A 20681-nucleotide genomic window follows, 5' to 3' on the forward strand; every position below is an offset into this window, starting at 1 on the left:
ATGAAAAAACTTTAAAAGTTATGAACAATGACAGTCTCTTGGATTCAGGAATGAATAGCCATGCCCGATATTTAAGGGGTGCTATTCATATTTGTATCGCTAGGCAGGCTGCCGCCAGCCGTGCGGATTTCCACAGGCGGCGGCCTTACCGGCCTTATGATCAGCTAAAAATCAGCGACTGATGCGCACCAACCCCGGCCAGAACACCGGCTGCGGATGCCAGCGTCGCATTATGCCGTGCGGTGGCAGCATCGCCTGCGGCAAAGACGCCGGGGATACTGGTTTCCTGTGATGCATCGACTTTGATGAACGGCCCGGCAAATCCTTCTTCGAACGCGCAGCCGAGCATTTCGGCAAGTGGATTGGTCATGGAAACAGTTGGTCCGGCAAACAAGGCCTGAATGGGCATGCTGCGCCCGTCAGCCAGTTTAACGGCATTAAGGTCGGGGATATTGCCGATCAGTTCAATAATCGGGCTTTGTTCAATCGTGATTCCGCGTGCATCCATCTGGGCACGGATTTCGGGTTCCGGTTCGTATTTCCCTTGGGTGAAAAAGGTCGTGGTGCCCCAGTCGGGGATCATCATTGCCTGATGGGTGGACATCGGCCCGGTTGCCAGCACGCCAAGGGCGCGGTCGCGCACTTCATAGCCATGACAATAGGGACAATGCAGTACCGTTTTGCCCCAACGCGGCATCAGGCCGGGAATATCGGGCAGGGTATCGACAACCCCGGTGGCAAGGATCAGGCGACGGGCCTGAAAGCGGCGGCCATCATCAAGCGATACTTTGAAACGGTTGCTGTCTTCGTTTCCAGTTCCGGCGGCATCCGGTTCCAGTCGGCTCGCCGCTTTTGCCATGCCATGCGCGATGCTGACGGTGGGATAGGCCCTGATCTGGCCCATCGCAAGGCGCGAAATTTCATCCGGGCTTTTGCCATCGAGGCCGAAAAATCCGTGCGAGGCCGCGGCAAAGCGGTTGCGCGGCAGTCCTGCATCAATGATGCAAATCTGTTTGCGGGCGCGCGCCAGCTGCATGGCTGCCGACAGGCCAGCAAAACCGGCCCCGATGATGATCACGTCATAAAGTTTTTTGGAATCAGGCATCGAAACCGGCTCGGCAGGGGGCAGGGCGGGGGCGGCGTTAGACATGATCGGAACTCCTGTGACACCTTAAAATCAATCATGTAACTTTATAAGTGTCGTAACTTTCTGGAGTCAAGCATCTTGAAACTTTTGGTGTTGCGAATATGCGCCAAAGCCCGATAGTCTGGGATATGATGAATGCCAGCCCCAAGGAAACCGTTGATGCGCCGTGACAGCCGCCTTTCCCGCATGTTGCATGTCCTGATCCACATGGACCGGTTTGGCGGGGCGATGACATCCGATATGATTGCCCGGATGCTTGATACCAATCCGGTTGTGGTCAGGCGGACCATGGCGGGTTTGCGTGATGCCGGTTATGTGCGGTCCGAAAAGGGCCATGGTGGCGGATGGGTGATCATTCGTCCACTTTCGGAAATCACGTTTCTTGATATCCATAACGCGCTTGGCAATCCGTCGATCTTTGCCATGGGGGTTGCTGTCGAACATCCCGAATGCCTGGTCGAACAGGCGGTGAATGCGGCGCTAGGCAGTTCGTTTGACGCCGCCGAGCAACTTCTGCTTGAACGGTTTGCGTCGGTTACGCTGGCTGACTTGGCAGCCGATGTGGATCAACGCTGGCCAACCGAACCCGATGGCAAATGGACAGGCCCCGGCAGCATTTTCGAACATCTTCCCCGGCCCCTCGATACCGAATAACCAGACCTTGCAAATACTTGCGGGATCGGTGGTGATCCAATAATGAATAACAGCGGGGTTGTTTGGTGACCTGTTATTCAATCCTGTATCGCGCCACCACCAACCGAGGCCCCGATGACGACCAAAAAACCCGATTGGGATCATATTCGCGTGTTTCTGGCACTTGCGCGCACCGGCAGTCTCAGGGCCGCCTCGCAGGAGCTTGGCGTCAGCCAGCCGACATTGGGGCGGCATTTATCCGCCCTTGAAGATGTTGTCGGCGTGGTACTGTTTGATCGCCTGCCAGAAGGATTGCGCATGACCGAGGCCGGGCGTGATTTGCGCCCGCGCGCCGAGGCCATGGAAGAAGCCGCCTTTGCCTTTCACCGGCAGGGCGATGCGATATCGGGCCTTCGCGACCGGCAGGTTCGCCTGACCGCCAGCGCGTGGTCGGCCCTGTTTCTGGCAAGCCAGATTAATAGCAGGCCCGATGGGCTTTACCTTGAAATCCGGCAATCGGATGATACGCAATTGTTGACCAAGCGCGAGGCGGATTTCGCCGTTCGGCACGGCTTGCCCTTGACCGGTGATTTTATCACCAAGCGGCTTGGCACCATTTCGTGCGGGGTTTATGCATCCGAAAAGCTTGCGGTAGACTTGCGCGCGCTCGGTACGGACCGGATTTTCGCCGAGGCACCGTGGATCTGCTTTTCCGAGGAATTCGATCTGTATGAGAGCCAGCGCTGGCTGCTGGCCCGTATTGACAGTAACAAACCGCTATTTCGCGCGGGCAATACCGCGATGCTGCAAAATGCATTGCGCACCGGGATCGGAGCGGGGATTTTGCCCTGCTTTCTGGGGGACAGCGATCCGGCACTGGCCCGGGTTTCGCGCCCGATAGAGACGCTGGATTCTGATATCTGGCTGATTGTTCATCGCGATCTGCGGGCCGCGGAAGGTATCAAGCAGGCCACCAACTGGGTTGCCGATATGTATAAACGCCGGATGATGCAGTTATCAGGTGCACGGGCCTCTGGCGGCGAGGGAATGGAACTGAAATAGGCAAAAGAAATGCCGCCCGGGTTGTGTCGGGTGGCAGGTTCGCAAAGAGCGTGTCGGGGTTCGCACCTTTGCGGATACTTTCTGCTTTTCCACACCCCTGTGGGATCAGTTTGCGACCATCGCGGCCGGTTTTGGTGTGGTTTTGCTGCTGACCGGCAGGATAGGATATTCCACACGCGGGGCTTCCCCGGTCAGGGTCATCAGGAAGGCGGTAATCGCCTTGATCTGGCTGTCGCCAAGTTCAGCGCCAAGCTGGCTTGAGCTCATGATCGCGACAGCCTGCTCAAGGTTCCAGACCTTGCCGGAATGGAAATAGGGCGCGGTCAGTTCGATATTGCGGAGCGGGCCTGCGCGGAACACATAGTCATCTGTTGCTGTCTGGGTCACGGTAAAGCGGCCCTTGTCGTCGGGGGGCAGAATTTCCGCACCCGGCTGTTCGACAACACCGAACGGATAATAGCCCGTACCGCCGACATTCACCCCGTTGTGGCAGGATGCACAACCGGTATCGATGAACAGTTCAAGCCCCGCCATTTCGGTCTGGGTCAGGATGGCGTCATTGCCTTCCAGAAACTGGTCAAACCGCGATGCCGGGGTGATCAGGGTTGCTTCGAACGCCTCGATTGCCTTGGCCATGTTGTCGAACGTTACCGGGTCGGCTTCGCCCGGGAAGGCATGGGCAAATTTCTGCACGTAGTCGCCCATGCTTTTCAGCACTTCGACAACACGTTCGGGGGTGCTGGCCATTTCAACCCCGGCCTGAACCGGGCCCTTGGCCTGTGCTTTAAGGTCTTCGGCGCGACCGTCCCAGAATTGCGCTTCGTTAAACACGGCATTCAAAACGGTCGGGGCGTTGCGCGGGCCTTTCTGCCAGCCATGGCCGATGGATGTTTCAAGATTGTCGTCCCCACCCATGCCAAGGTTATGGCAGGTATTGCACGAAATCAGCGCACTGGACGACAGGCGCGGATCGAAAAACAGCATTTTGCCCAGTTCGACCTTTTCGCGTGTGACGGCGTTGTCCTTGACAGAAGGCACCATCGACGGAATGACTTCGAAATATTCAAGGGCGGCTTCGCGCAGATCGGCTGGCGATGGCGTTTCCGCTGCATGAAGGTTTCCGACGATCCCCAGCATGGCAGTCCCGGAAATCAGGGTGCCCATTAACGCACGATAGGATTTCATTTGCTCTCTCCCAAATGATGGCAGTCCGGGGAGTAAAGCAGGCGGTAAATACAGCCACGCTGATGTATGTCAAAGTTCTAAAATAAACGTTTCTTCAATTGGTTGTTTTGAATTAGACAAAGAAAAATCCGCAAGACGCGATATCTTGCGGATTTGATGTGTTGGCTGAAAAACGTGCTTACAGAAGCTTCTCGCGCGGGTCGAATTTCGGGGCCGGTTCGGCTGCAAGCTGTTCGAAAACCTGATCAAGCGTTTCGGCAACCGTGAACAGGTTGCGGTTGCTTTCGCGCGCAAAACCGTCTTCGATGATGCCGTCGATCATATCAAGGCACTTGTCCCAGTATCCCAGCGCATTAAGGAACACCAACGGCTTGTCGTGAATGCCAAGCTGGCGGAGCGTGAGTGCCTCGAACGCTTCGTCAAGGCTGCCAAGGCCGCCAGCCAGAGTGACAAACGCATCTGAACGTTTGAACATCTCGACCTTGCGCTCATACATGGATTTGCAAACAATCAGTTCGGTCAGCCCCTTATGGCCGACTTCGATATCGTCAAGATGGGCCGGAATGATGCCGATCACCTTGCCGCCATTTTTCATGACCGCGTCGGCAACCGCCCCCATAAGGCCGATGCGACCGCCGCCATATACCAGTGCGATGCCGCGGTCGGCCATCATTTTGCCGAACGCAATGGCATTTTCCATGTGCTGGGGATTTTTGCCGTTCGAAGCGCCGCAAAAAACACAGATCGATTTAACTCTTGTCATGGCAACCTGCCTCTTTGTTGTTATCTCGCAGGTGACTTTCGCCGGATCGCGACACGGGTGGCGTCCGGCGAGATGGCCCGTCTACTGATCAAGCATAGCCCATTGCGCGGTAACCCGGTCAACAGTTTCCTTCGCGAAGATCCTGTGACAGCCAGATATTGATCGCATGCAATCCTTGCCGCATTTTTGCCTTGGCAATCGGCATGATCGGGCGCGATAAGCCGGGGCGAATTTTTCGCCGATGGTTAACAGGTTCTGAACCTGATTGTGGGATGGATATCAGCGCCTGCGCGCGCAATGCCGTTCCGCTCGCAGGTTTGAAAACGAAACAACAAGAAGGCAGGATCGCCCAACGTGTTTGTCGACAGTCCCTTTTGGCTCGCCATTCTGGTGTCCGGTGTTATTGCCACGGTCTTGATGCTTGCCCTTTGGCTGGGCCTTGACCGGGCCCTTGCGCGGCGCATGGTGCTGGCTGCGGTTATTCCGGCGGTGGCAGTTGCCGTTCCGGCGGCCATCGGTTTGCCTGCAACCGCCCGCGGCGGTGTGGGGGCAGCACTTCTGATGCTGGTGCTGGGCGGGGTTTGCGGGGCGATTCTGGATTTCGCGCATTTGCGCGCGCGCGTTTGCGCGATTGTCGCAGCCTTATTGATGTTACTGGGGGGCTGGCTGGTTCTGGCGGCCCCGATTACCGGGCTTTTGCACCATTCGGGCGGGTTGGTGACGCTAGTGTGGATGACCTATATCCTGATTGGGGCATCGTTCCTGTGGGTGACGCGCCCCGATTTTAACGAGGACAAAGACCATATGCCCCCCAAAGGCAGGGGCAGAAAGAACGGAACATCGACAAAATCCGCCAAAACATCGACAAAATCGGCTGCTAAGAATGACGATGATGCCGCAAAACCGGCCCCGGTAGCGACTTTTGTGGCGCTTGCCATCGGGCAGGGAATTATCGCCGCCCAGTTCGGTCTGCATGATCATGTGGTGTTTCAGGCCGGTCTTTCTGTTGCCCTGGTGGTGGCGCTGATTTCTGAAAAGGCCGCCCCGCAATATCGTGCGGCATTGTGGCTGGCAGTCAGTACCGCACTAATGGCAAGTGCATCGGGTGTGATGCTGGCGGCACCGGCATCGGCGGTTGCGATGGCGGTTCTGGTGCTGGTGGTGTTTGCCGGATCGGGTGCGGCGCGGATTGCGGCACTTTTGCCAGCAGATATCGGTGCGAATGCCGGGGCGGGCGGTGCGGTTCTGGCGATGCTGGTGCGGTTATCCGTTCTGGCCCTGCCGGTGCTGGTTGCCGCACTTGTGGCTTATATCGGGGCCACAATGCAGGCAACTCCATAAGAAACCATGGGCAAAGCTTGACCAAAAGCGCTGATTCTATTCATCTTTGCCTAACTGTTGCACTGTAATCTCGGTTTGTTACGTTATGGAAACTGTGTGCCGAAAGTAGTACAAGTTTCAAATTAACGTGTCGGGCGGGGCGTTTGGGGGACTCAATGACTGCCAGTTACAAGGTTTCGACGCCACCCGTAATAATCATAACCACCGTTCAAGGATATTACCGGTGAAAAGACCTTATATCCTCGTCATCATTGGCGTTTTGCTGATTGTTGCCGCGATCTCGTTGAATTACATGCTGACCCGGTCGGTCAACGAAGAGGACGCACCGGCGCAAACCACAGCGCCGCCTGCCGTGACACCCAACGAGAACGATACTGCCGCACAGAACGCACCGGACCCGGCTGATACCGCACCCGAAGTTCGCAATCCGAGCTTCGATGTCGTACGCATCGGTCCGGATGGCAATGCCGTGATCGCCGGGCGTGCCGCCCCCAACAGCACCGTTCGCATCCGCGAGGGGGACGAAGTCATCGGGCAGGCAACCGCCGATGAACGGGGTGAATGGGTGGTTCTGCCTGAAAAGCCGCTGGCAAGCGGTGATCGCGAACTGTCGCTTGAATCCGAAGACAGTGCCGGTGAAATTCTTGCAGGCGAGGACAATGTCGTTGTCCTGATCCCGGAAAAACCGGTAACCGCCGATCAGTCATCGGGTGATGACACCACCAAAGACGGTGACAAGACCGAACAGCCGATCATCGCCATGCGTGTACCCAAGGAAGGCGGTGCTTCCACCGTTCTGCAGGGACCGGCTCCCGAAGATATGAGCGAGGACACCACCCGCGAACTGGCTCAGGCCATGCCGCAAGGCTCTGAAATGCCCGGTGCAACAGCCGAGCAGCCCGCTGCCGCCATGCCACGTCTGTCGATTGATATTGTCGATTATGACGAACAGGGCCGGGTTGCCATGTCTGGCAAGGCAGACGAGGATACCAGTGTCCGGGTTTATCTCGATAACAGGTTTGTCGGTAGTGCAACGACCGGGGGCGAGGGCAACTGGGCGCTGACGATTGATGAGCCGATCGAACCGGGCCAGTATCAGCTTCGCGCCGATCAGCTCGATCCGTCCGAAAAGGTAACGGCACGCGTCGAGCTGCCGTTTGAACGCGCCCGCCCGGACCAGATTCTGGAACCGGGGACACGTTATGTCGTACAGCCGGGCAACAGCCTGTGGCGCATTGCACGCCGGACCTATGGCGACGGCCTGCAATACTGGGTGATCTATAACCAGAACCGCAAACAGATCCGCGATCCCGACCTGATTTATCCGGGCCAGATATTTACGCTGCCGGAAGGCGAAACCGCCCGGCAGTAATTGCTATTCTTTGCGAGGGGCAGAACACATGGTAATGGTGTTTTGCCCCTTTTTATTTGCAGGTTGCGTTGCTCTTTGTCATCACTAGATGGTAGTAACGCGGCCGACCGGTAATCATTGCCGGAATTGTTATGCCCATACCCATGGCAACCAGGGAATAAAGACTTTGAAATCCGTTCTTGTGCCGATCAATCCCGAAGGCTGGAAATTCGTTGCGATTTTTGCCGCGATCACTGTGGTTCTGTTTCTGATTGCCGAACCGCTGGGCTGGATCGGTGTGATCCTGACACTCTGGTGTGCCTATTTCTTCCGCGATCCGGACCGTATTACCCCGGTTGACGAAAACCTCGTCATTTCCCCGGCGGATGGCCGTGTTTGCATGATTTCCAAGGCGGCACTGCCCAAGGAACTCGAACTGGAAGATAAAACGCCGCGCACGCGCGTTTCAATCTTCATGAATGTGTTCAACGTCCATGTGAACCGCTGCCCGGTCAATGGCGAAGTTGTGGGCGAGGCTTACGTTCCCGGCAAATTCGTTAATGCTGAACTCGACAAGGCATCGGAAAACAACGAACGTCAGATTCTTCTGGTCCGGGACAAGCAAGGTCGCGAATTTGGCGTCGTCCAGATTGCCGGTCTTGTTGCGCGCCGTATCCTGTGCGATGTTGGCCGCGGGTCGCAACTGAAAGCGGGCGAGCGTTTTGGGCTGATCCGTTTCGGTTCGCGCGTTGATGTTTACCTGCCCGAAGGGGTGGAGCCGAACGTCATTGTCGGCCAGACCACGATTGCCGGTGAAACCGTCCTTGCCGATGTCTCGGTCACGGGCAAGGACGCCGCAATCGGGGAGATTCGCTAATGGCAGGCGGCATCCGTCAAGATGGCCCCCACCAACGGCCAAGGCGGTTCAGGGCCTTGTCACTAAGCCGTCTGGCGCCCAATGTGGCGACCCTGATGGGGCTGTGTGCCGGTCTGACCTCGATCCGCTTTGCCATGCAGGATCGCTGGGAAGCCGCGGTTGCCGCCATCCTGATCGCCGGGATCATCGATGGCCTTGATGGTCGGCTGGCCCGGATGCTGAACGCCTCAAGTCGCTTTGGCGCGGAACTCGACAGCCTGTCGGACTTCGTCTGCTTTGGCGTGGCACCGGCGATGATGCTGTATTTCTGGTCGCTGCATGAACTGGGCTCGATCGGTTGGGCGCTGTCGCTTCTGTTTGCGGTTTGCATGGCGTTGCGTCTGGCACGGTTCAACACCCAGATGCTGGGCGAACCGGAATTGCCGACATGGGCCTATCGCTTTTTCACCGGCGTCCCGGCTCCGGCGGCGGCGGCATTGGCGATGTGGCCAATTGTCCTGACCTTCCAGTTTGGTCGCGGTGTGTTTGACAGCCCCTATCTCGTGGCACCCTATGGCGTTCTGATTGCGGCCTTGATGGTTTCGCGGATGCCGACCTATTCGTTTAAAAAGGTCAAAGTCCCCCGCGCATGGGTTTTGCCGTTGATGCTGGCATTCGGCGCGTCGGTGGCGTTTCTGGTATCTTCGCCGTGGCTGACCCTGTCGGTGATTGCCGCAGTCTATTTCGCGACCTTCCCGCTATCCTATCGCTCGTACCGCCGCATGGGGGTTGAAAACCAGCAGGAAGAAGAGCGCGCGGATGAAGAAGACGATGACGGCGAACCCGATGACGATCCCGACGAGGGATTGAACCGGGTCCATCAGAACTGATTTCCGGTTACATCCGATACATGATTGCAGACAGGCACCCTTGAAACGGTGCCTGTTTTGCTCTGCAGCTTATTGCCCCACCGGAAGCATTTGCGACTTTTTGAAATGTTCAAGCGCTTCCCTGAAACGGTCGCGATCTTGGGGGGCAAGATATTCGACATAATATTCAAGCCATGGCATATCGGGATGGGCGGCAAGGATGGTATCGAATTTTTCAACCGCCACCATGCCGTTTTGCGACCGGCTGCATGCAATCCCGATATCCAGAAGTTCCGGCATCCCCGAGATCGGCAGGGAGACGATATCGGGGATGGAATTGGTTGCGCGGCGGCGAAACTCGATTTCAACCGGATAGGCCAGCATCCAGTCGATCCGCCCCATTTCCAGCATCGACAGGAAACTTGACTGATTGTCGGTACGCAGCACATTGGGCGCGTTGATCGCCCGGGCCAGAATGCTGTCGATTTGCGGGCCATAGGATCGCGATTTTGCCAATGCGGTATAGCGCGACGTATCGCCAAGCAACGCTTCAAGGTCAATTGTGCCATCGCCGGCCATATAGGGCCGGAAGGAACTGCGCGCACTGCGCGATACCACCACCGAAAGCGGCAATAACGGTGCCACGGTGCGGCTCATGGCAAAATCGCGCTCGCGTTCCGGGGATCGTAATAAACCGGGGATGCAAACGGTTTCGCCGGTCTCGCCGGTTTCGGTCGCCATGCGCATGGCGTCAAAGGCGCTGCGTCGCGGCAATATTTCGATCAGATGATCATGTCCGGGCATTCGGGCAATAAACCAGTCCAGCATTTGCGCACCATACCCGTTCACCCGTCCTTCGACCTTGATAAAGCCAGGTGTAATGGCATCCACGGCCCAGACAATTTTGGGGCGGGTATCCGCGCCCTCGTTATCCGGGCGCTGTTCCTGCGCGCCCGCAATCCCGGACATGCCAATGTCAAAGGCGAGAAACGCCGATATCCCGGTTATCATCAGGCAACTTGAACGTCGTTTACGCATACCAAAATGTCCGGCCGCGATTTCCTGCCGGTCCGTGTTGCAATTTTACTTATCCAAAAGTGGTGGGTCGTCGTGCGATATCAATAGTTATATAATAGAAAAGTCGGAACTAACGGGCGTCAGACACAAAATATTTCGTTAATTTGTGCGGTTTGATGAACTTCCTGACTAAAGCCCGGTCCGCTTTTGATCCTGCCGGGGATAATAACTTTCGGATAGGGATCAGGGGATTTCTGACTGCCCGCTTTGTTGTTTTATGTTCATTTGCCGGGCACCAGCAGGGCCTCGAACTGTTTGGGAGCGATATATTGTGCGCGTGCGGTGGTGAACCATGCATGATCACCCGGCGATAGCCATGCGGCATAAAAATCGGTCCAGGGCATATCGGGATGGGCATCGACGATCTGGTTGATCCGGGCAACCGCCTTTTGCCCGGTTGGTGTTTTGGCGCATCCGATGGTCGCCTCTAGCAGGGCGGTATTGCCCCGGATCGGGAGGGATTTGATCGCCTGATCGGGGGTGATCTGGCGGCGGAAATATTCTGCTTCGGACGGGAAATAAAATACCCAGTCGATCCGGCCAAGTTCAAGCAGCTTTAAAAGTTTGCCGTCATCGGCCACCGTCATGACCTGTGGCGCATTGTGATAGCGTTCCACAAAACGGTCGATCAGGGTGCCATAGGATCGCCCGATGCGAACCGCCGTGGTCATGTTGCCCGAAGCGATCAGCGGGCCAAGGCGGATATGATCTTCGTCATCAAGGAACGGCTTGAATTTTGCCGTGTCCGCCGCCCGGATGACCACTGAAATCGGCAGATGCAGCAAAATGGTTTTGGCAAAGCTGATATATTCGCGCCGCTCGTCGGTCGGGATCAGGGTGGTGCTGCACCGGATATCGTCGGCATGTCCGGCTTCATTGTTCCCGTTGCGCATTTCCGCCAGAAGCCGCGCCAATGGCACTTCAAGAACCTCATGATCATAATCGTCAAGCTGTTCTGCAAACCAGTTCTGGGTATCGGCGGCATAGCCCGAAAGAGTACCGTTTTCCGAAATGAAGGCAGGGGGAAAGGGTGGCACGGTCCATGTCACCGTGCCTACTTTATCCGCCCCGGCTGCACCCGCCGATCCGAGCATAAACGGCAGTGCAACAAGGCCGATCAGGCACGACAGAGTCACACAACCGGGCCAGAGTTTCATCCGTAATCCCATTTATTGTTCCCGAACCCACAGGGATATTCGTTGTTTTGTAATCAGAATAACGCCCTACTGATTAGCAAATTATGTAAATCGCCCTATCCGAACGGGGGGCATCCCCTGTCATTATGTTTGGTCCGTCAGGCCGTTTGAAAAGACCCCGAATTGCCTCATGTGGAAATAAGGCATTGGACTTTCGTAACGGAATTGAAGCGGGACCAACACGGATTGCTGTTTTGCAATTACGATTTTTCCGTTACGATATCGGTAAGTACATAAACTAAAAGACTAATATTATCAGACGGCTTTCATCGCTATGAGGCGGTAATGACCTTTGAAAGACGCCTGCCGTGGCATCGCACTATGTTGTGCATCCCGGTCATCCGGCTGATGGTGGCGGTGGTCGTGTTCTGCGGTCTTTCGGGGTGGGCTGCACGCGCCGGTGCGCAGGTTGTCGATATCGTGACAACACCCTTTCCACCCTATGTCGTCGCCAGCGAAGACAGCGATTTTGTTTCCGGTCCAGCCGTCGATGTTGTGCGCCGGATTTGCGAAAATGCCGATATCGAATGCAGAATTTCCGCCCAACCATGGGCGCGCGCCTATGCCGACGCCCAAAATAAGCCCGGCACCCTGATTTTCAGCATCGCACGCCGTCCTGATCGCGAAGGGCTGTTTCAATGGGTCGGCACGGTTTCCCCCTATCACGTGCGGCTGTTTTCACTGCGCGGCAGCACGGTCCCGTTGGGGACCAACTGGGATGCGCTAAGAACCTTCCGCGTTGCCGGACAGCTTAAGGACGTTAAGGCGGAATTCCTGCAAAATCACGGCTTTGACGTTGATTTTGTCCCCTCGGCAGAGGCAACCTTGCGCCTGCTTTATGCCGGACGTGCCGATCTGGTGGCGGGGGATGCACTGTCGCTGCCGTACCGGGTCCAAAGCCTGCAATACAATGTCGATATTTTGCAGGTCGCTGCCGAAATACCCGAACTTTCCACCGAACTTTATCTTGCGGCCAACCGGTTAACCGATCCGGATATTGTCACCCGATTGGCAGATGCCCTGGACGAGTTGAAACAGAGCGGCGGCTATCAAAGGATATGGGCGGAATCCTTGCCCGACGGTGCACTGTCCAACTGATTGTCCTGTATGTTTTAGGCCTGTTTTCCGTCTGTTTCCCAAAAAAGACCGGCCCCCACTTGCGTAGCTGGGGGCCGGTCAAACCGCGCGGCGGGGTCGGGGGGAATGTCGCGCGGTTTTTCTGTGCTGTCGTGGACCGCGGGACTTATGTCCCTTGATCGGCGGCTTGCGGTGTGTCGCTCTTGCCAAATTTGTCCGACATGCGTGCCTTCAATTTCCGCCAGCCAATGCCCACCCGGTGGCGCATCATCAGCGCACAGGGGGTAAAGACCAGTGTCAGCACGGTGGCAAAAGCCAGACCGAATGCGATGGATGTCGAAAGCTGCACCCACCACTGGGTCGAAGGTGCGCCGATCGACATGGCGCGTTCGGCAAAGTCGATATTGATCTGCAACACCATCGGCACCAGACCCAGGATGGTGGTAACAGTGGTCAGCATCACCGGGCGCAAACGCTGCGCACCGGTTTGCAGGATCGCGGTTTCGATACTGTCCGCACTGTGTTTGAGCCGGTCGAACGTATCGATGAGAACGATATTGTTGTTCACCACAATCCCGGCAAGCGCAACGATCCCGATCCCGGTCATGACGATGGAAAATGCCTGTCCGGTAATCATCAGGCCAAGGAACACACCGGCCGTGGACATGATGATGGCCACCATGATCAGAATTGAACTGGATATGCTGTTGAACTGGGTAACCAGAATGACAAACATGATGAATAGCGCGACCGAAAACGCATTTTTCAGGAAGTCTGCCGACTTTTGCTGTTCTTCATCCTGCCCCTTGAATTCGACCGAAACACGCGGATCGATATCAAGGGTTTTCATCCATTCCTTGACTTCGTCCAGCTTGGTATCGACCAGAACGCCTTCGGCAACGTCGGCCTTGACGGTAAGGGCTCGGCGGCTGTCAACGCGCGACAATGTCCCGGTTTTGGGTTTTGGCGTGCGCGTGACGAAATTCGCCAGCGGCACCAGACCCTTGTCGGTTACAATCTGAAGGCTTTGCAATTCCTCAAGCGACCTGTGTTCGGCGGGATAACGACCGACAATGTCGATTTCCTCGGTCGAATCATCTGGGCGATAGGTCGAAAAATTGATGCCATTGGTCACCAGCTTGATCACATTGCCGATCTGCGTGATGTCCGCGCCAAATTTCAATGCCTGCGCCCGGTCGACACTGTATTCCCAGTCAATGCCGGGAGGTGATTTGCCGTCTTCGAAATTGTAAAGGCCGCCCATCTCCTGCAACCCGGTCATGATTTTGGTCGCGGTTTCATCCAGAACATCGGGATAAAGCGACCGCAACTGAATCTGGATATCCTTGCCTTGCGGCGGGCCTGCTTCGGCGGCGCGGATTTCAATCTGCAATCCAGCCAGATCAGCGGTTTCTTCAAGGATGCGATGTTCGATCTCGGTCGCCTTCGGGCGTTTCTGCCAGTCGGCATATTCAAGCTGGATAACACCGATCACGTCTTCGGGGGTGTCGGTGCCGCCGCTGCTCGCGCTGCGACCCGAACGGGCATAGACGGTATCAAACCAGTGTTCGCCTTCATGCCTTGCATCAAGACCCAAAATGCGATCCTCGACTTCCTTGAGCAATGCATCCTGTTCATAATAGGACATATTGCCACGTGCGCGCACCTGAACGGCGGCGACTTCGGGTTCGACTGCGGGGAAAAATTCCACCCCGCGACCGAACACGCCAAATGCCGCCCACACCCCGATCAGGATGACAAACGCCATCGGTACAACCAGCCAATGGAACCGAAGCGCGCCTTTAAGCAGACGGACATAGAAACCTGTTCCGCCCTTAAGGTCGCGCAACCGGTCCATCCGGCCCGCGGCAACCGCGTCGAGCGCCTCGCTTGATTCCGCGCCCGGCTTGCCAAACCATGCACCCACGGTCGGCACAAAGATCAATGCCATGGCAAGCGACGCCGACAGGGTAAACAGAACCGTAATCGGCAGGAATTTCATGAACTCGCCGACAATATCGGGCCAGAAAGCCAGCGGCAGGAACGCGGCAAGTGTTGTCGCGGTCGATGCAATGATCGGCATTGCCATGCGTTTGGCCGCCAGCGGATAGGCCTGTTTGCGCGGCAAACCGTCCAGCATTTTGCGGTCGGCATATTCGGTAACAACAATCGCACCATCCACCAACATCCCGACCGCCAGGATCAGACTGAACAGAACGACGATATTTACCGTCATGCCCAGCGACCAAAGGATCAGGATCGCCGTCAGGAACGAGCCCGGAATGGCAAGACCGACCAAAAGCCCCGACCGCCAGCCCAGCGACCAGATCACCACGATCATCACCAGCAGGATCGCCAGGATCACACTATTCTGAAGGTCCGTCAGCATGGTGCGGATATCGGACGATTTGTCCTGTGAATAGCTGACCGTGACATTGGGCGGGAAGGATTGGGCGGTATCCGCCGTAACCGCCTTGATGCCATCAATCACATCAATGATGTTTTCGCCGACACGTTTGGAAACCTCGATGGCGATTGCCGGTTGACCGTTCAGACGGGCAAAGCTTTCGGCATCCTTGAAGGTGCGGCGTACCTCGCCGATATCGCGGAACCGGATGACGGAATCCCCGTCGACCAGAAGCGGCATGTCAAGAATGTCATTGACCGTTTCAAACAGGCCGGGGACCTTGATATTGAACCGACCCGATCCGGTATCGATGGCACCGGCCGCCACCAGTGCGTTCGAATTTTGCACCAGCGATACGATATCCACCCCGTTCAGGCGATAGGCCTCGATCTTCATCGGATCGATGATGAACTCGACCAGTTCCTCGCGGTTGCCTGCCAGATTGGCTTCCAGCACCGCCGGGATGCCCTCGATATTGTCTTTCAGATTACGCGCAAGGCGCAGCATTGTGCGTTCTGGCACGTCGCCCGACAGGGTCACGACCAGAACCGGGAACAGCGACAGATTGACCTCGTGGACTTCGGGGTCATCGGTTTCATCGGGCAGTTCGGATTTGGCAATATCGACCCGTTCGCGTACATCGGCCAGGGCCTCGTCGATATCGACATCGGAATAGAATTCAAGCGTGACCGATGCGCCGTCCTGATAGGATTGCGACGTCATTTCCTTCACACCTTCGATGGTGCGAAGTTCCTGTTCCATCGGACGCAGCAAAAGCCGTTCGGCATCTTCGGGCGAAATACCGTCATGATGCATCGACACATAGAGGACCGGGATTTGCACATCCGGGTCGGCTTCTTTGGGGATCGCGTTATAACCCACCCAACCGGTCACCAGCAAAAGGATCAGGGTCAGGATAACGGTGCGCGAACGTTCAAGCGCAAGATCAATCAGGGACATGTTTCTGTCTCCGGTTCCTCATGCCACGCTTAACGCGCGACCGTTTCCTTGGGGGTGCTGCTTACGTCTTTTGTGCCTTCGGGTGTATTTTCCGCCTCCAGTCGGCTGATATCGACAGTTGCACCTTCCCTGACCCAGTCATGGCCGACAACGATCAGGTCGATCTTTTCGGGCAATCCGCCGATCCAGATGCCCTCACGATTGCCGCCCTGAAGATCGACCGGATAAAACGCAACCTTGTTTTCATTGACAATCCCGCGTACGCCAACCTGTCCTTCGTCATTCAGCGTCAGGACGGACGGCGCAACCCGGTGTGCCATTTTGGTGCCGACCGGGATTTCCAGTTCGGCGGTCATGCCGTCAGGAATGGTCAGATCGGTATTATCGATTTCGACCTCGACCCGGTAAGTGCGCGTTGAATTGTCCGATACGCGCGACACATAACGCACCACGCCATCGGCTTCGCGCCCGTCAAAAAGGGTGATATGCGCCAACTGGCCGTTTTGGACTTCGCCGATTGAATGTTCGGGAACATGGGCCACGACCAGTATCGGGTCGACCTGGATCAGGGTCGCAACCGGGTCGCCAACCGACAATAAATCGCCGATTTCTGCCGGACGGGTTTCAACCACGCCGTCAAACGGCGCATGAATTTCAGTATGGGTCAGTTCGATTTGCGCCAGTTTCAAATCCGCACGTGCTTCTTCCAGAAGTGCCTTGGTTTCGGCCACACCGGTTTTCGAGCGGTAATTTTTTTCGGCAAGGCTTTTGGCAGCACTGTTTTCAAGTTCGCGCTGGGCGACAAGGGCGCGTGCTTTTTCAACGCGTGCCATCCGGTCTTCGACCGCCAGCTTGACCAGAAGGTCGCCCTTGTTCACGCGCTGGCCTTTGGCCGCTCCGATCTGTTCGACCATCGCATCGATCTGGGCTCGGATTTCAACCGAAATCACGGCTTCGGTACGACCGGAAATGCGCACTGTGTCGACATGTTCGACGGCCTCGCTGGATATGACGCGAACCGACGCACGTGGGGCGTGCGCGGCTGATGGCGATTCTGTCGGGATCGGGGCGGCATTTTCGTCTGTGTCCGATGTGGATGTTTCCGTCGTCTCTGCCGTTTCAGTGGGGGCATCCCCGGCAAACAATCCCGATCCAACCCAAAGTACAGCCCCAAGGGCCAATACGATGGCGACAAGGCGTGAAGCATTCATGGTTCAATTCCCTCAGATATGCCCAAACGGAATGCGTGTGGCACTTGAATACAGTGGCGCGTTTTGGTGGACCTTGCGGTTCCTGTTATTGTTTTGGTCTTGTTGCAGATCAGGCTTTTTTGTCTTTGCGCGATCGCAATTCCTCGATCAGTCCGGCCTTGTTCTGGCGGATGAAACCAAGCGTCGCCTCGCACATCGCCTGTCCAAGTCCGGCGACAAAACGGCAGCCGGGGGTCGGTTTGCCGTCTTCATCGCGGCCATGGGCCAGCGGACAGTCGTCTTTCTTCGGATTGTCCGGATCGATATCACTTTTCATCATCTCATGACGGGCAGCAAACTCGTCGATCAGGGCCTCGGTCAGCTCGATCGGCAGTTCCTCGGCAAAGGTCAGCATGAACAGGATGTCGGACCGGTAACGATCCTCGCCCGGGCGCGTTTGTAACAATGTGCGCAGGAACGTCCGGCGGCCGTCGCTGGTCAATTGGTAAACCTTTTTGTCGGGGCGATTTTCCTGTTCGCGCTCGACAAAGGTCACCATCCCGTCTTGGGTCAGCTTGGTCAGGGCCGGATAGATCGAACCAAGAGACGCGATCTGAAAATGGCTGAAAGTGCCATCTTCAAACATCTTGCGAATCTCGTATCCGGTTGCTTCACCACCCATCAGGGCACCAAGGCACAAAGTGCGTACATCCATATTCTGTTCGGTATCCATCCTGTTATGCATCTCGATCCGATTATCATTCCGGCGGGGGGAAGGTGCCGGAATGACTATATCAGTTCGATATATATCAATTCTTAGTATATCGAACTGATATAGTCAATTTAATACGCGCTGTAGTTTCATGACGATTGATGCAGGTGGTTTGTTACAAAACTGACGAATGTTTCATCATTCGTTTGGGCAGTCATGCTGGTCTAAGAAACAAACTGTCTGATTTCGCCTGTTCGGGCGTCCGGCTGTGCATTGTCGGACGCCGATTGTGTTTGTTTGTGCATATTGAAACGATATAGGACGATACTTCTTCATCCCGGCAAGGGGGCAATGCCGGGTTCCGATCACACGGGATAAAGCGCATTTATGAACGATATATATGACTATCTTGATCTGATTGTGGCCGTAGCCGGCATCGCGCAGGCAGCATTCCTTTGTCTGCTGTTGCGGTCCGAAGGCGCGCGCGCGTTGCGCGCCAATCGCTGGATGATGCTTTTCCTGGCTGCCGTGGCGTTCAATCTGTTCGAAGATATCGCCGAGGTATTCTTTTCCCCGCAAAGCTATCAGGTTGTCGAAATGATATTCATTCCGGCCAATTTCCTGATTGCCCCGGCTGTTTATCTTTACTTCCGTGAAGTTTCGGGCGTGCCGTCACGTCAGCCTTGGGTGCATTTTGTGCTGGCTGGTGTGATCCTGAATCTGATGGCATGGTCGATCACCAATGGCATGCCCATTTCTGATAATTTCCAACATAGTTTTACTGTTCCTGCCGCCATCAGCAGTTTCTGCTGGTTTGCGATTTTCGCGCAGGCGGGAACTTATGTTTTGCTGATCTGGAAGGTGGCGCATCGGTATTTCCGTCAGGCACAGGAACAACTCGGCGTGGATCGCAATGCGATGCGCCGCTGGATGGGCGTCATTCTTGGTGGGGTTAGCCTGATCTTCCTGACAACCCTGATCGGTAAGATTGCCGCATTTTTCTTTGTGGAAGACCTGGCTATGTCGGGAACCGGGGTGGCATTTGTGCTGCTGCTGTTCGCGCTCAGTTATGAAATCGCGACCCAGCCGGTTTTGTTTGTCATGCCTGATTGGCCGGGCGAAGGTGAGGCAGACGAGGATGATGAAGACCTGGCCAAACCGGCAGAAATCGCGGAAAACAGCGGAGTTTCGGCTTCGGGAACTTCCGGCGCGTCTGATGCATCCGCTGGCAGTACGGAATCGATCTCGCGGCCGTTGCTTGATGATGACGGGGTCGCGTTGGCGCGAAGGCGGCTTGACGAGATCCGAAAACGTGGTGATTTGCTGCTCGACCCGTTGGTTTCCCTGCCAAAACTTGCCCGGTCGGTGGGAGTTTCGCCCAACCAGCTTTCCTATGTTTTAAACCATCATGTCGGACAGAATTTCTTTGATTATGTCAACGGAGCCAGGATCGAGGAGGCCCGTGCGGTGCTGATTGCGGAGCCGGACCGTACCATCCTGGATGTGGCGTTAAGTGTGGGATTCAACTCTAAATCGACCTTTAATCTGGCGTTCAAGAAACTGACCGGGGATACGCCAAGTGCGGTGCGGGCCCTGGCGCGCGCGGCGGCAACAAACCCGCCGTCCGAACCGCCCCGGGGCAGGCCGGATGGGCAGGGCCGGACGCCGGACGCGGCGCAATAGGGCAGGGTTGGCAGGATTTCACAACAGGAACCTGCCGACATGATCCGCGCGAAAGAACATTTCAAGCCCGGCACAAAGCCCGGCCATAATACCGTTAGCAAACCCTGCGAAAATAATGACCGAAACACGGTCGTTCGAGACGGCACCTTCACAAACGCCGCTAAGAACCATGATGATGGCCTTCGGAATGTGCAGCGTATCCGCAAGCGGACCTTGCGGATTGGCTGCCTGTTGATGCTTTTACTGGTGATGCTGGCACAGGCAAGCTGGCAGCGCACGACAAACATCCATGATGTGATCGAGGCGACCGGAATTATCGCCATCATGATCAGCATCGTCGGGCGGGGCTGGTGCGCGCTTTATATCGGCGGGCGCAAAAAGACCGAGCTTGTAATGACCGGGCCCTATTCGCTGTGCCGCAATCCGCTTTATCTGTTTTCGATGATAGGTGCATTCGGCGCGGGGGCACAAAGCGGCAGCCTTGTGATTGCCGGACTGTTTGCCATTGCCTGCTGGCTTGTCCTGCGCGAGGTAACCCTGCGTGAGGAGGCGGTGTTAAAGCAGAGCTTCGGCCCGCGATATTACCGTTACCTGATTACGGTGCCGCGGTTTCGTCCGGCCACGTTCCGCTGGCGCGATGAAAACCCGCTGGTCTGTCAGCCGCCGCTCTTCCTGCGCACCATTCGCGATGGCTGCTGGTTCCTGATCGCCGGGCCGGTGTTGGAAGGGGTGAAAGTCATGCAGGAACAGGGCTGGATCACGCCGCTGGTGTATTTGCCTTAATGTTGGCTTGCGCCGCCATTGGCAATCGGCGGTTTGGCGGGGGTGTCCGGCCTGCCGAGCAGGGCTTCGCGTTCTTTCTCGCGCAGCGGGTCGGCATCCAGAACCAGTGCGGCATCAAGGGCGGCGGGATCGACAATCAGGGTTTCTTCCTCCATGTCGCGGCTGCCTTCGACCAGAACCGGCATGCGGCACTCGATCTTTTTATAGGTCCTGGTGGCGGCCATTGCGTCCAGCTCCTCGGTGGTTTCGACCTCGTAAATACCGGGCGGAAACAGCCGATCGTGCCCGGCCAGCCGGAACGGGTGATAGAAGGTAACACTGCGATGCGTGGTGCGGGTAATCGTCATGATCATGGCTCCTTTGGGCTTCCGGAAAGGGCCAAAAGGCCA

18 protein-coding genes are annotated in these 20681 nt (G+C 56.3%); 9 read left to right on the forward strand and 9 right to left on the reverse strand.

All coding sequences use genetic code 11. The features are described from left to right. Nucleotides 1-160 precede the first annotated feature (160 nt). The gene (locus LG297_RS04240) at nucleotides 161-1150 is read right to left on the reverse strand and encodes an NAD(P)/FAD-dependent oxidoreductase (protein WP_404425451.1); all 990 of its coding nucleotides are present in this window, start codon (nucleotides 1148-1150) and stop codon (nucleotides 161-163) included. Nucleotides 1151-1306: 156 nt separating this feature from the next. On the opposite strand from LG297_RS04240, the gene LG297_RS04245 reads away from it, so the two are divergent. Continuing rightward, entirely contained in the window at nucleotides 1307-1801 is a 495-nt protein-coding gene (locus LG297_RS04245) for an Rrf2 family transcriptional regulator (RefSeq protein WP_404425453.1), read from the forward strand. 114 nt (nucleotides 1802-1915) lie between these two features. Beyond that, nucleotides 1916-2842 (forward strand): LysR family transcriptional regulator, encoded by a 927-nt coding sequence (locus tag LG297_RS04250; protein WP_404425455.1) that lies wholly within the window; start codon nucleotides 1916-1918, stop codon nucleotides 2840-2842. Between the two features lie 105 nt (nucleotides 2843-2947). On the opposite strand, the gene LG297_RS04255 is transcribed toward LG297_RS04250, so the two are convergent. Then, nucleotides 2948-4027: a cytochrome-c peroxidase gene (locus LG297_RS04255; RefSeq protein ID WP_404425457.1), complete on the reverse strand. Its 1080-nt coding sequence runs from the start codon at nucleotides 4025-4027 to the stop codon at nucleotides 2948-2950. 178 nt (nucleotides 4028-4205) lie between these two features. Beyond that, entirely contained in the window at nucleotides 4206-4790 is a 585-nt protein-coding gene (locus LG297_RS04260; protein ID WP_404425459.1) for a TIGR00730 family Rossman fold protein, read from the reverse strand. A gap of 354 nt (nucleotides 4791-5144) precedes the next feature. Here LG297_RS04260 and LG297_RS04265 point away from each other — a divergent pair, with 354 nt between their 5' ends. The 4 genes from LG297_RS04265 to pssA all read left to right on the forward strand — a co-directional run bounded on the left by LG297_RS04265 (nucleotide 5145) and on the right by pssA (nucleotide 9228). Beyond that, nucleotides 5145-6131 (forward strand): hypothetical protein, encoded by a 987-nt coding sequence (locus LG297_RS04265; protein ID WP_404425461.1) that lies wholly within the window; start codon nucleotides 5145-5147, stop codon nucleotides 6129-6131. 223 nt (nucleotides 6132-6354) lie between these two features. Next, nucleotides 6355-7503, forward strand: coding sequence for an Ig-like domain-containing protein (locus LG297_RS04270; protein WP_404425463.1), 1149 nt, complete (start codon nucleotides 6355-6357; stop codon nucleotides 7501-7503). 88 nt (nucleotides 7504-7591) lie between these two features. Next, a complete protein-coding gene (locus LG297_RS04275) occupies nucleotides 7592-8359 on the forward strand; it encodes a phosphatidylserine decarboxylase (protein WP_404425465.1) in 768 nt (255 codons plus the stop codon). Further along, nucleotides 8359-9228 (forward strand): CDP-diacylglycerol--serine O-phosphatidyltransferase, encoded by an 870-nt coding sequence (gene pssA / locus LG297_RS04280; protein ID WP_404425467.1) that lies wholly within the window; start codon nucleotides 8359-8361, stop codon nucleotides 9226-9228. The genes LG297_RS04275 and pssA overlap by 1 nt, the downstream gene beginning before the upstream one ends. A gap of 69 nt (nucleotides 9229-9297) precedes the next feature. Here the strand turns inward: pssA and LG297_RS04285 are convergent, their stop codons facing one another. Together LG297_RS04285 and LG297_RS04290 are read right to left on the reverse strand one after the other, a co-directional pair. After that, the gene (locus LG297_RS04285; RefSeq protein WP_404425469.1) at nucleotides 9298-10245 is read right to left on the reverse strand and encodes a hypothetical protein; all 948 of its coding nucleotides are present in this window, start codon (nucleotides 10243-10245) and stop codon (nucleotides 9298-9300) included. Nucleotides 10246-10505: 260 nt separating this feature from the next. Next, nucleotides 10506-11441 carry a hypothetical protein gene (locus tag LG297_RS04290; RefSeq protein ID WP_404425471.1) on the reverse strand — a complete coding sequence of 312 codons (936 nt, stop codon included), beginning with the start codon at nucleotides 11439-11441 and terminating at the stop codon, nucleotides 10506-10508. 324 nt (nucleotides 11442-11765) lie between these two features. Here LG297_RS04290 and LG297_RS04295 point away from each other — a divergent pair, with 324 nt between their 5' ends. Then, the gene (locus tag LG297_RS04295; RefSeq protein ID WP_404425473.1) at nucleotides 11766-12578 is read left to right on the forward strand and encodes a substrate-binding periplasmic protein; all 813 of its coding nucleotides are present in this window, start codon (nucleotides 11766-11768) and stop codon (nucleotides 12576-12578) included. Between the two features lie 145 nt (nucleotides 12579-12723). Here the strand turns inward: LG297_RS04295 and LG297_RS04300 are convergent, their stop codons facing one another. From LG297_RS04300 to LG297_RS04310, 3 genes are all read right to left on the reverse strand, one after another. After that, nucleotides 12724-15924 carry an efflux RND transporter permease subunit gene (locus LG297_RS04300; protein ID WP_404425475.1) on the reverse strand — a complete coding sequence of 1067 codons (3201 nt, stop codon included), beginning with the start codon at nucleotides 15922-15924 and terminating at the stop codon, nucleotides 12724-12726. Between the two features lie 29 nt (nucleotides 15925-15953). After that, nucleotides 15954-17135, reverse strand: coding sequence for an efflux RND transporter periplasmic adaptor subunit (locus LG297_RS04305; RefSeq protein WP_404425477.1), 1182 nt, complete (start codon nucleotides 17133-17135; stop codon nucleotides 15954-15956). A 109-nt stretch (nucleotides 17136-17244) separates the two neighbouring features. Further along, entirely contained in the window at nucleotides 17245-17847 is a 603-nt protein-coding gene (locus LG297_RS04310) for a PadR family transcriptional regulator (RefSeq protein WP_404425479.1), read from the reverse strand. Between the two features lie 366 nt (nucleotides 17848-18213). Between LG297_RS04310 and LG297_RS04315 the strand changes: the two genes are divergently transcribed. Together LG297_RS04315 and LG297_RS04320 are read left to right on the forward strand one after the other, a co-directional pair. After that, a complete protein-coding gene (locus tag LG297_RS04315; RefSeq protein ID WP_404425481.1) occupies nucleotides 18214-19509 on the forward strand; it encodes a helix-turn-helix domain-containing protein in 1296 nt (431 codons plus the stop codon). A gap of 39 nt (nucleotides 19510-19548) precedes the next feature. Further along, nucleotides 19549-20292 (forward strand): methyltransferase family protein, encoded by a 744-nt coding sequence (locus LG297_RS04320; RefSeq protein WP_404425483.1) that lies wholly within the window; start codon nucleotides 19549-19551, stop codon nucleotides 20290-20292. Here LG297_RS04320 and LG297_RS04325 read toward each other — a convergent pair. After that, entirely contained in the window at nucleotides 20289-20639 is a 351-nt protein-coding gene (locus LG297_RS04325) for a hypothetical protein (RefSeq protein WP_404425485.1), read from the reverse strand. The two genes, LG297_RS04320 and LG297_RS04325, sit on opposite strands and share 4 nt — an antisense overlap. Nucleotides 20640-20681: the final 42 nt, after the last annotated feature.

Origin of the sequence: Thalassospira australica, from assembly GCF_044790785.1 — a bacterium.
Classification (GTDB): Bacteria; Pseudomonadota; Alphaproteobacteria; order Rhodospirillales; family Thalassospiraceae; genus Thalassospira; species Thalassospira australica_A.

What these genes read in the sequence shown, in the direction of transcription:
- LG297_RS04240 (WP_404425451.1), bottom strand. Translation starts at nt 1,150, where the DNA reads ATGTCTAACGCCGCCCCCGCCCTGCCCCCTGCCGAGCCGGTTTCGATG.
- LG297_RS04245 (WP_404425453.1), top strand. Translation starts at nt 1,307, where the DNA reads ATGCGCCGTGACAGCCGCCTTTCCCGCATGTTGCATGTCCTGATCCAC.
- LG297_RS04250 (WP_404425455.1), top strand. Translation starts at nt 1,916, where the DNA reads ATGACGACCAAAAAACCCGATTGGGATCATATTCGCGTGTTTCTGGCA.
- LG297_RS04255 (WP_404425457.1), bottom strand. Translation starts at nt 4,027, where the DNA reads ATGAAATCCTATCGTGCGTTAATGGGCACCCTGATTTCCGGGACTGCC.
- LG297_RS04260 (WP_404425459.1), bottom strand. Translation starts at nt 4,790, where the DNA reads ATGACAAGAGTTAAATCGATCTGTGTTTTTTGCGGCGCTTCGAACGGC.
- LG297_RS04275 (WP_404425465.1), top strand. Translation starts at nt 7,592, where the DNA reads ATGGTAGTAACGCGGCCGACCGGTAATCATTGCCGGAATTGTTATGCC.
- pssA (WP_404425467.1), top strand. Translation starts at nt 8,359, where the DNA reads ATGGCAGGCGGCATCCGTCAAGATGGCCCCCACCAACGGCCAAGGCGG.
- LG297_RS04285 (WP_404425469.1), bottom strand. Translation starts at nt 10,245, where the DNA reads ATGCGTAAACGACGTTCAAGTTGCCTGATGATAACCGGGATATCGGCG.
- LG297_RS04290 (WP_404425471.1), bottom strand. Translation starts at nt 11,441, where the DNA reads ATGAAACTCTGGCCCGGTTGTGTGACTCTGTCGTGCCTGATCGGCCTT.
- LG297_RS04295 (WP_404425473.1), top strand. Translation starts at nt 11,766, where the DNA reads ATGACCTTTGAAAGACGCCTGCCGTGGCATCGCACTATGTTGTGCATC.
- LG297_RS04300 (WP_404425475.1), bottom strand. Translation starts at nt 15,924, where the DNA reads ATGTCCCTGATTGATCTTGCGCTTGAACGTTCGCGCACCGTTATCCTG.
- LG297_RS04305 (WP_404425477.1), bottom strand. Translation starts at nt 17,135, where the DNA reads ATGAATGCTTCACGCCTTGTCGCCATCGTATTGGCCCTTGGGGCTGTA.
- LG297_RS04310 (WP_404425479.1), bottom strand. Translation starts at nt 17,847, where the DNA reads ATGGATACCGAACAGAATATGGATGTACGCACTTTGTGCCTTGGTGCC.
- LG297_RS04315 (WP_404425481.1), top strand. Translation starts at nt 18,214, where the DNA reads ATGAACGATATATATGACTATCTTGATCTGATTGTGGCCGTAGCCGGC.
- LG297_RS04320 (WP_404425483.1), top strand. Translation starts at nt 19,549, where the DNA reads ATGATCCGCGCGAAAGAACATTTCAAGCCCGGCACAAAGCCCGGCCAT.
- LG297_RS04325 (WP_404425485.1), bottom strand. Translation starts at nt 20,639, where the DNA reads ATGACGATTACCCGCACCACGCATCGCAGTGTTACCTTCTATCACCCG.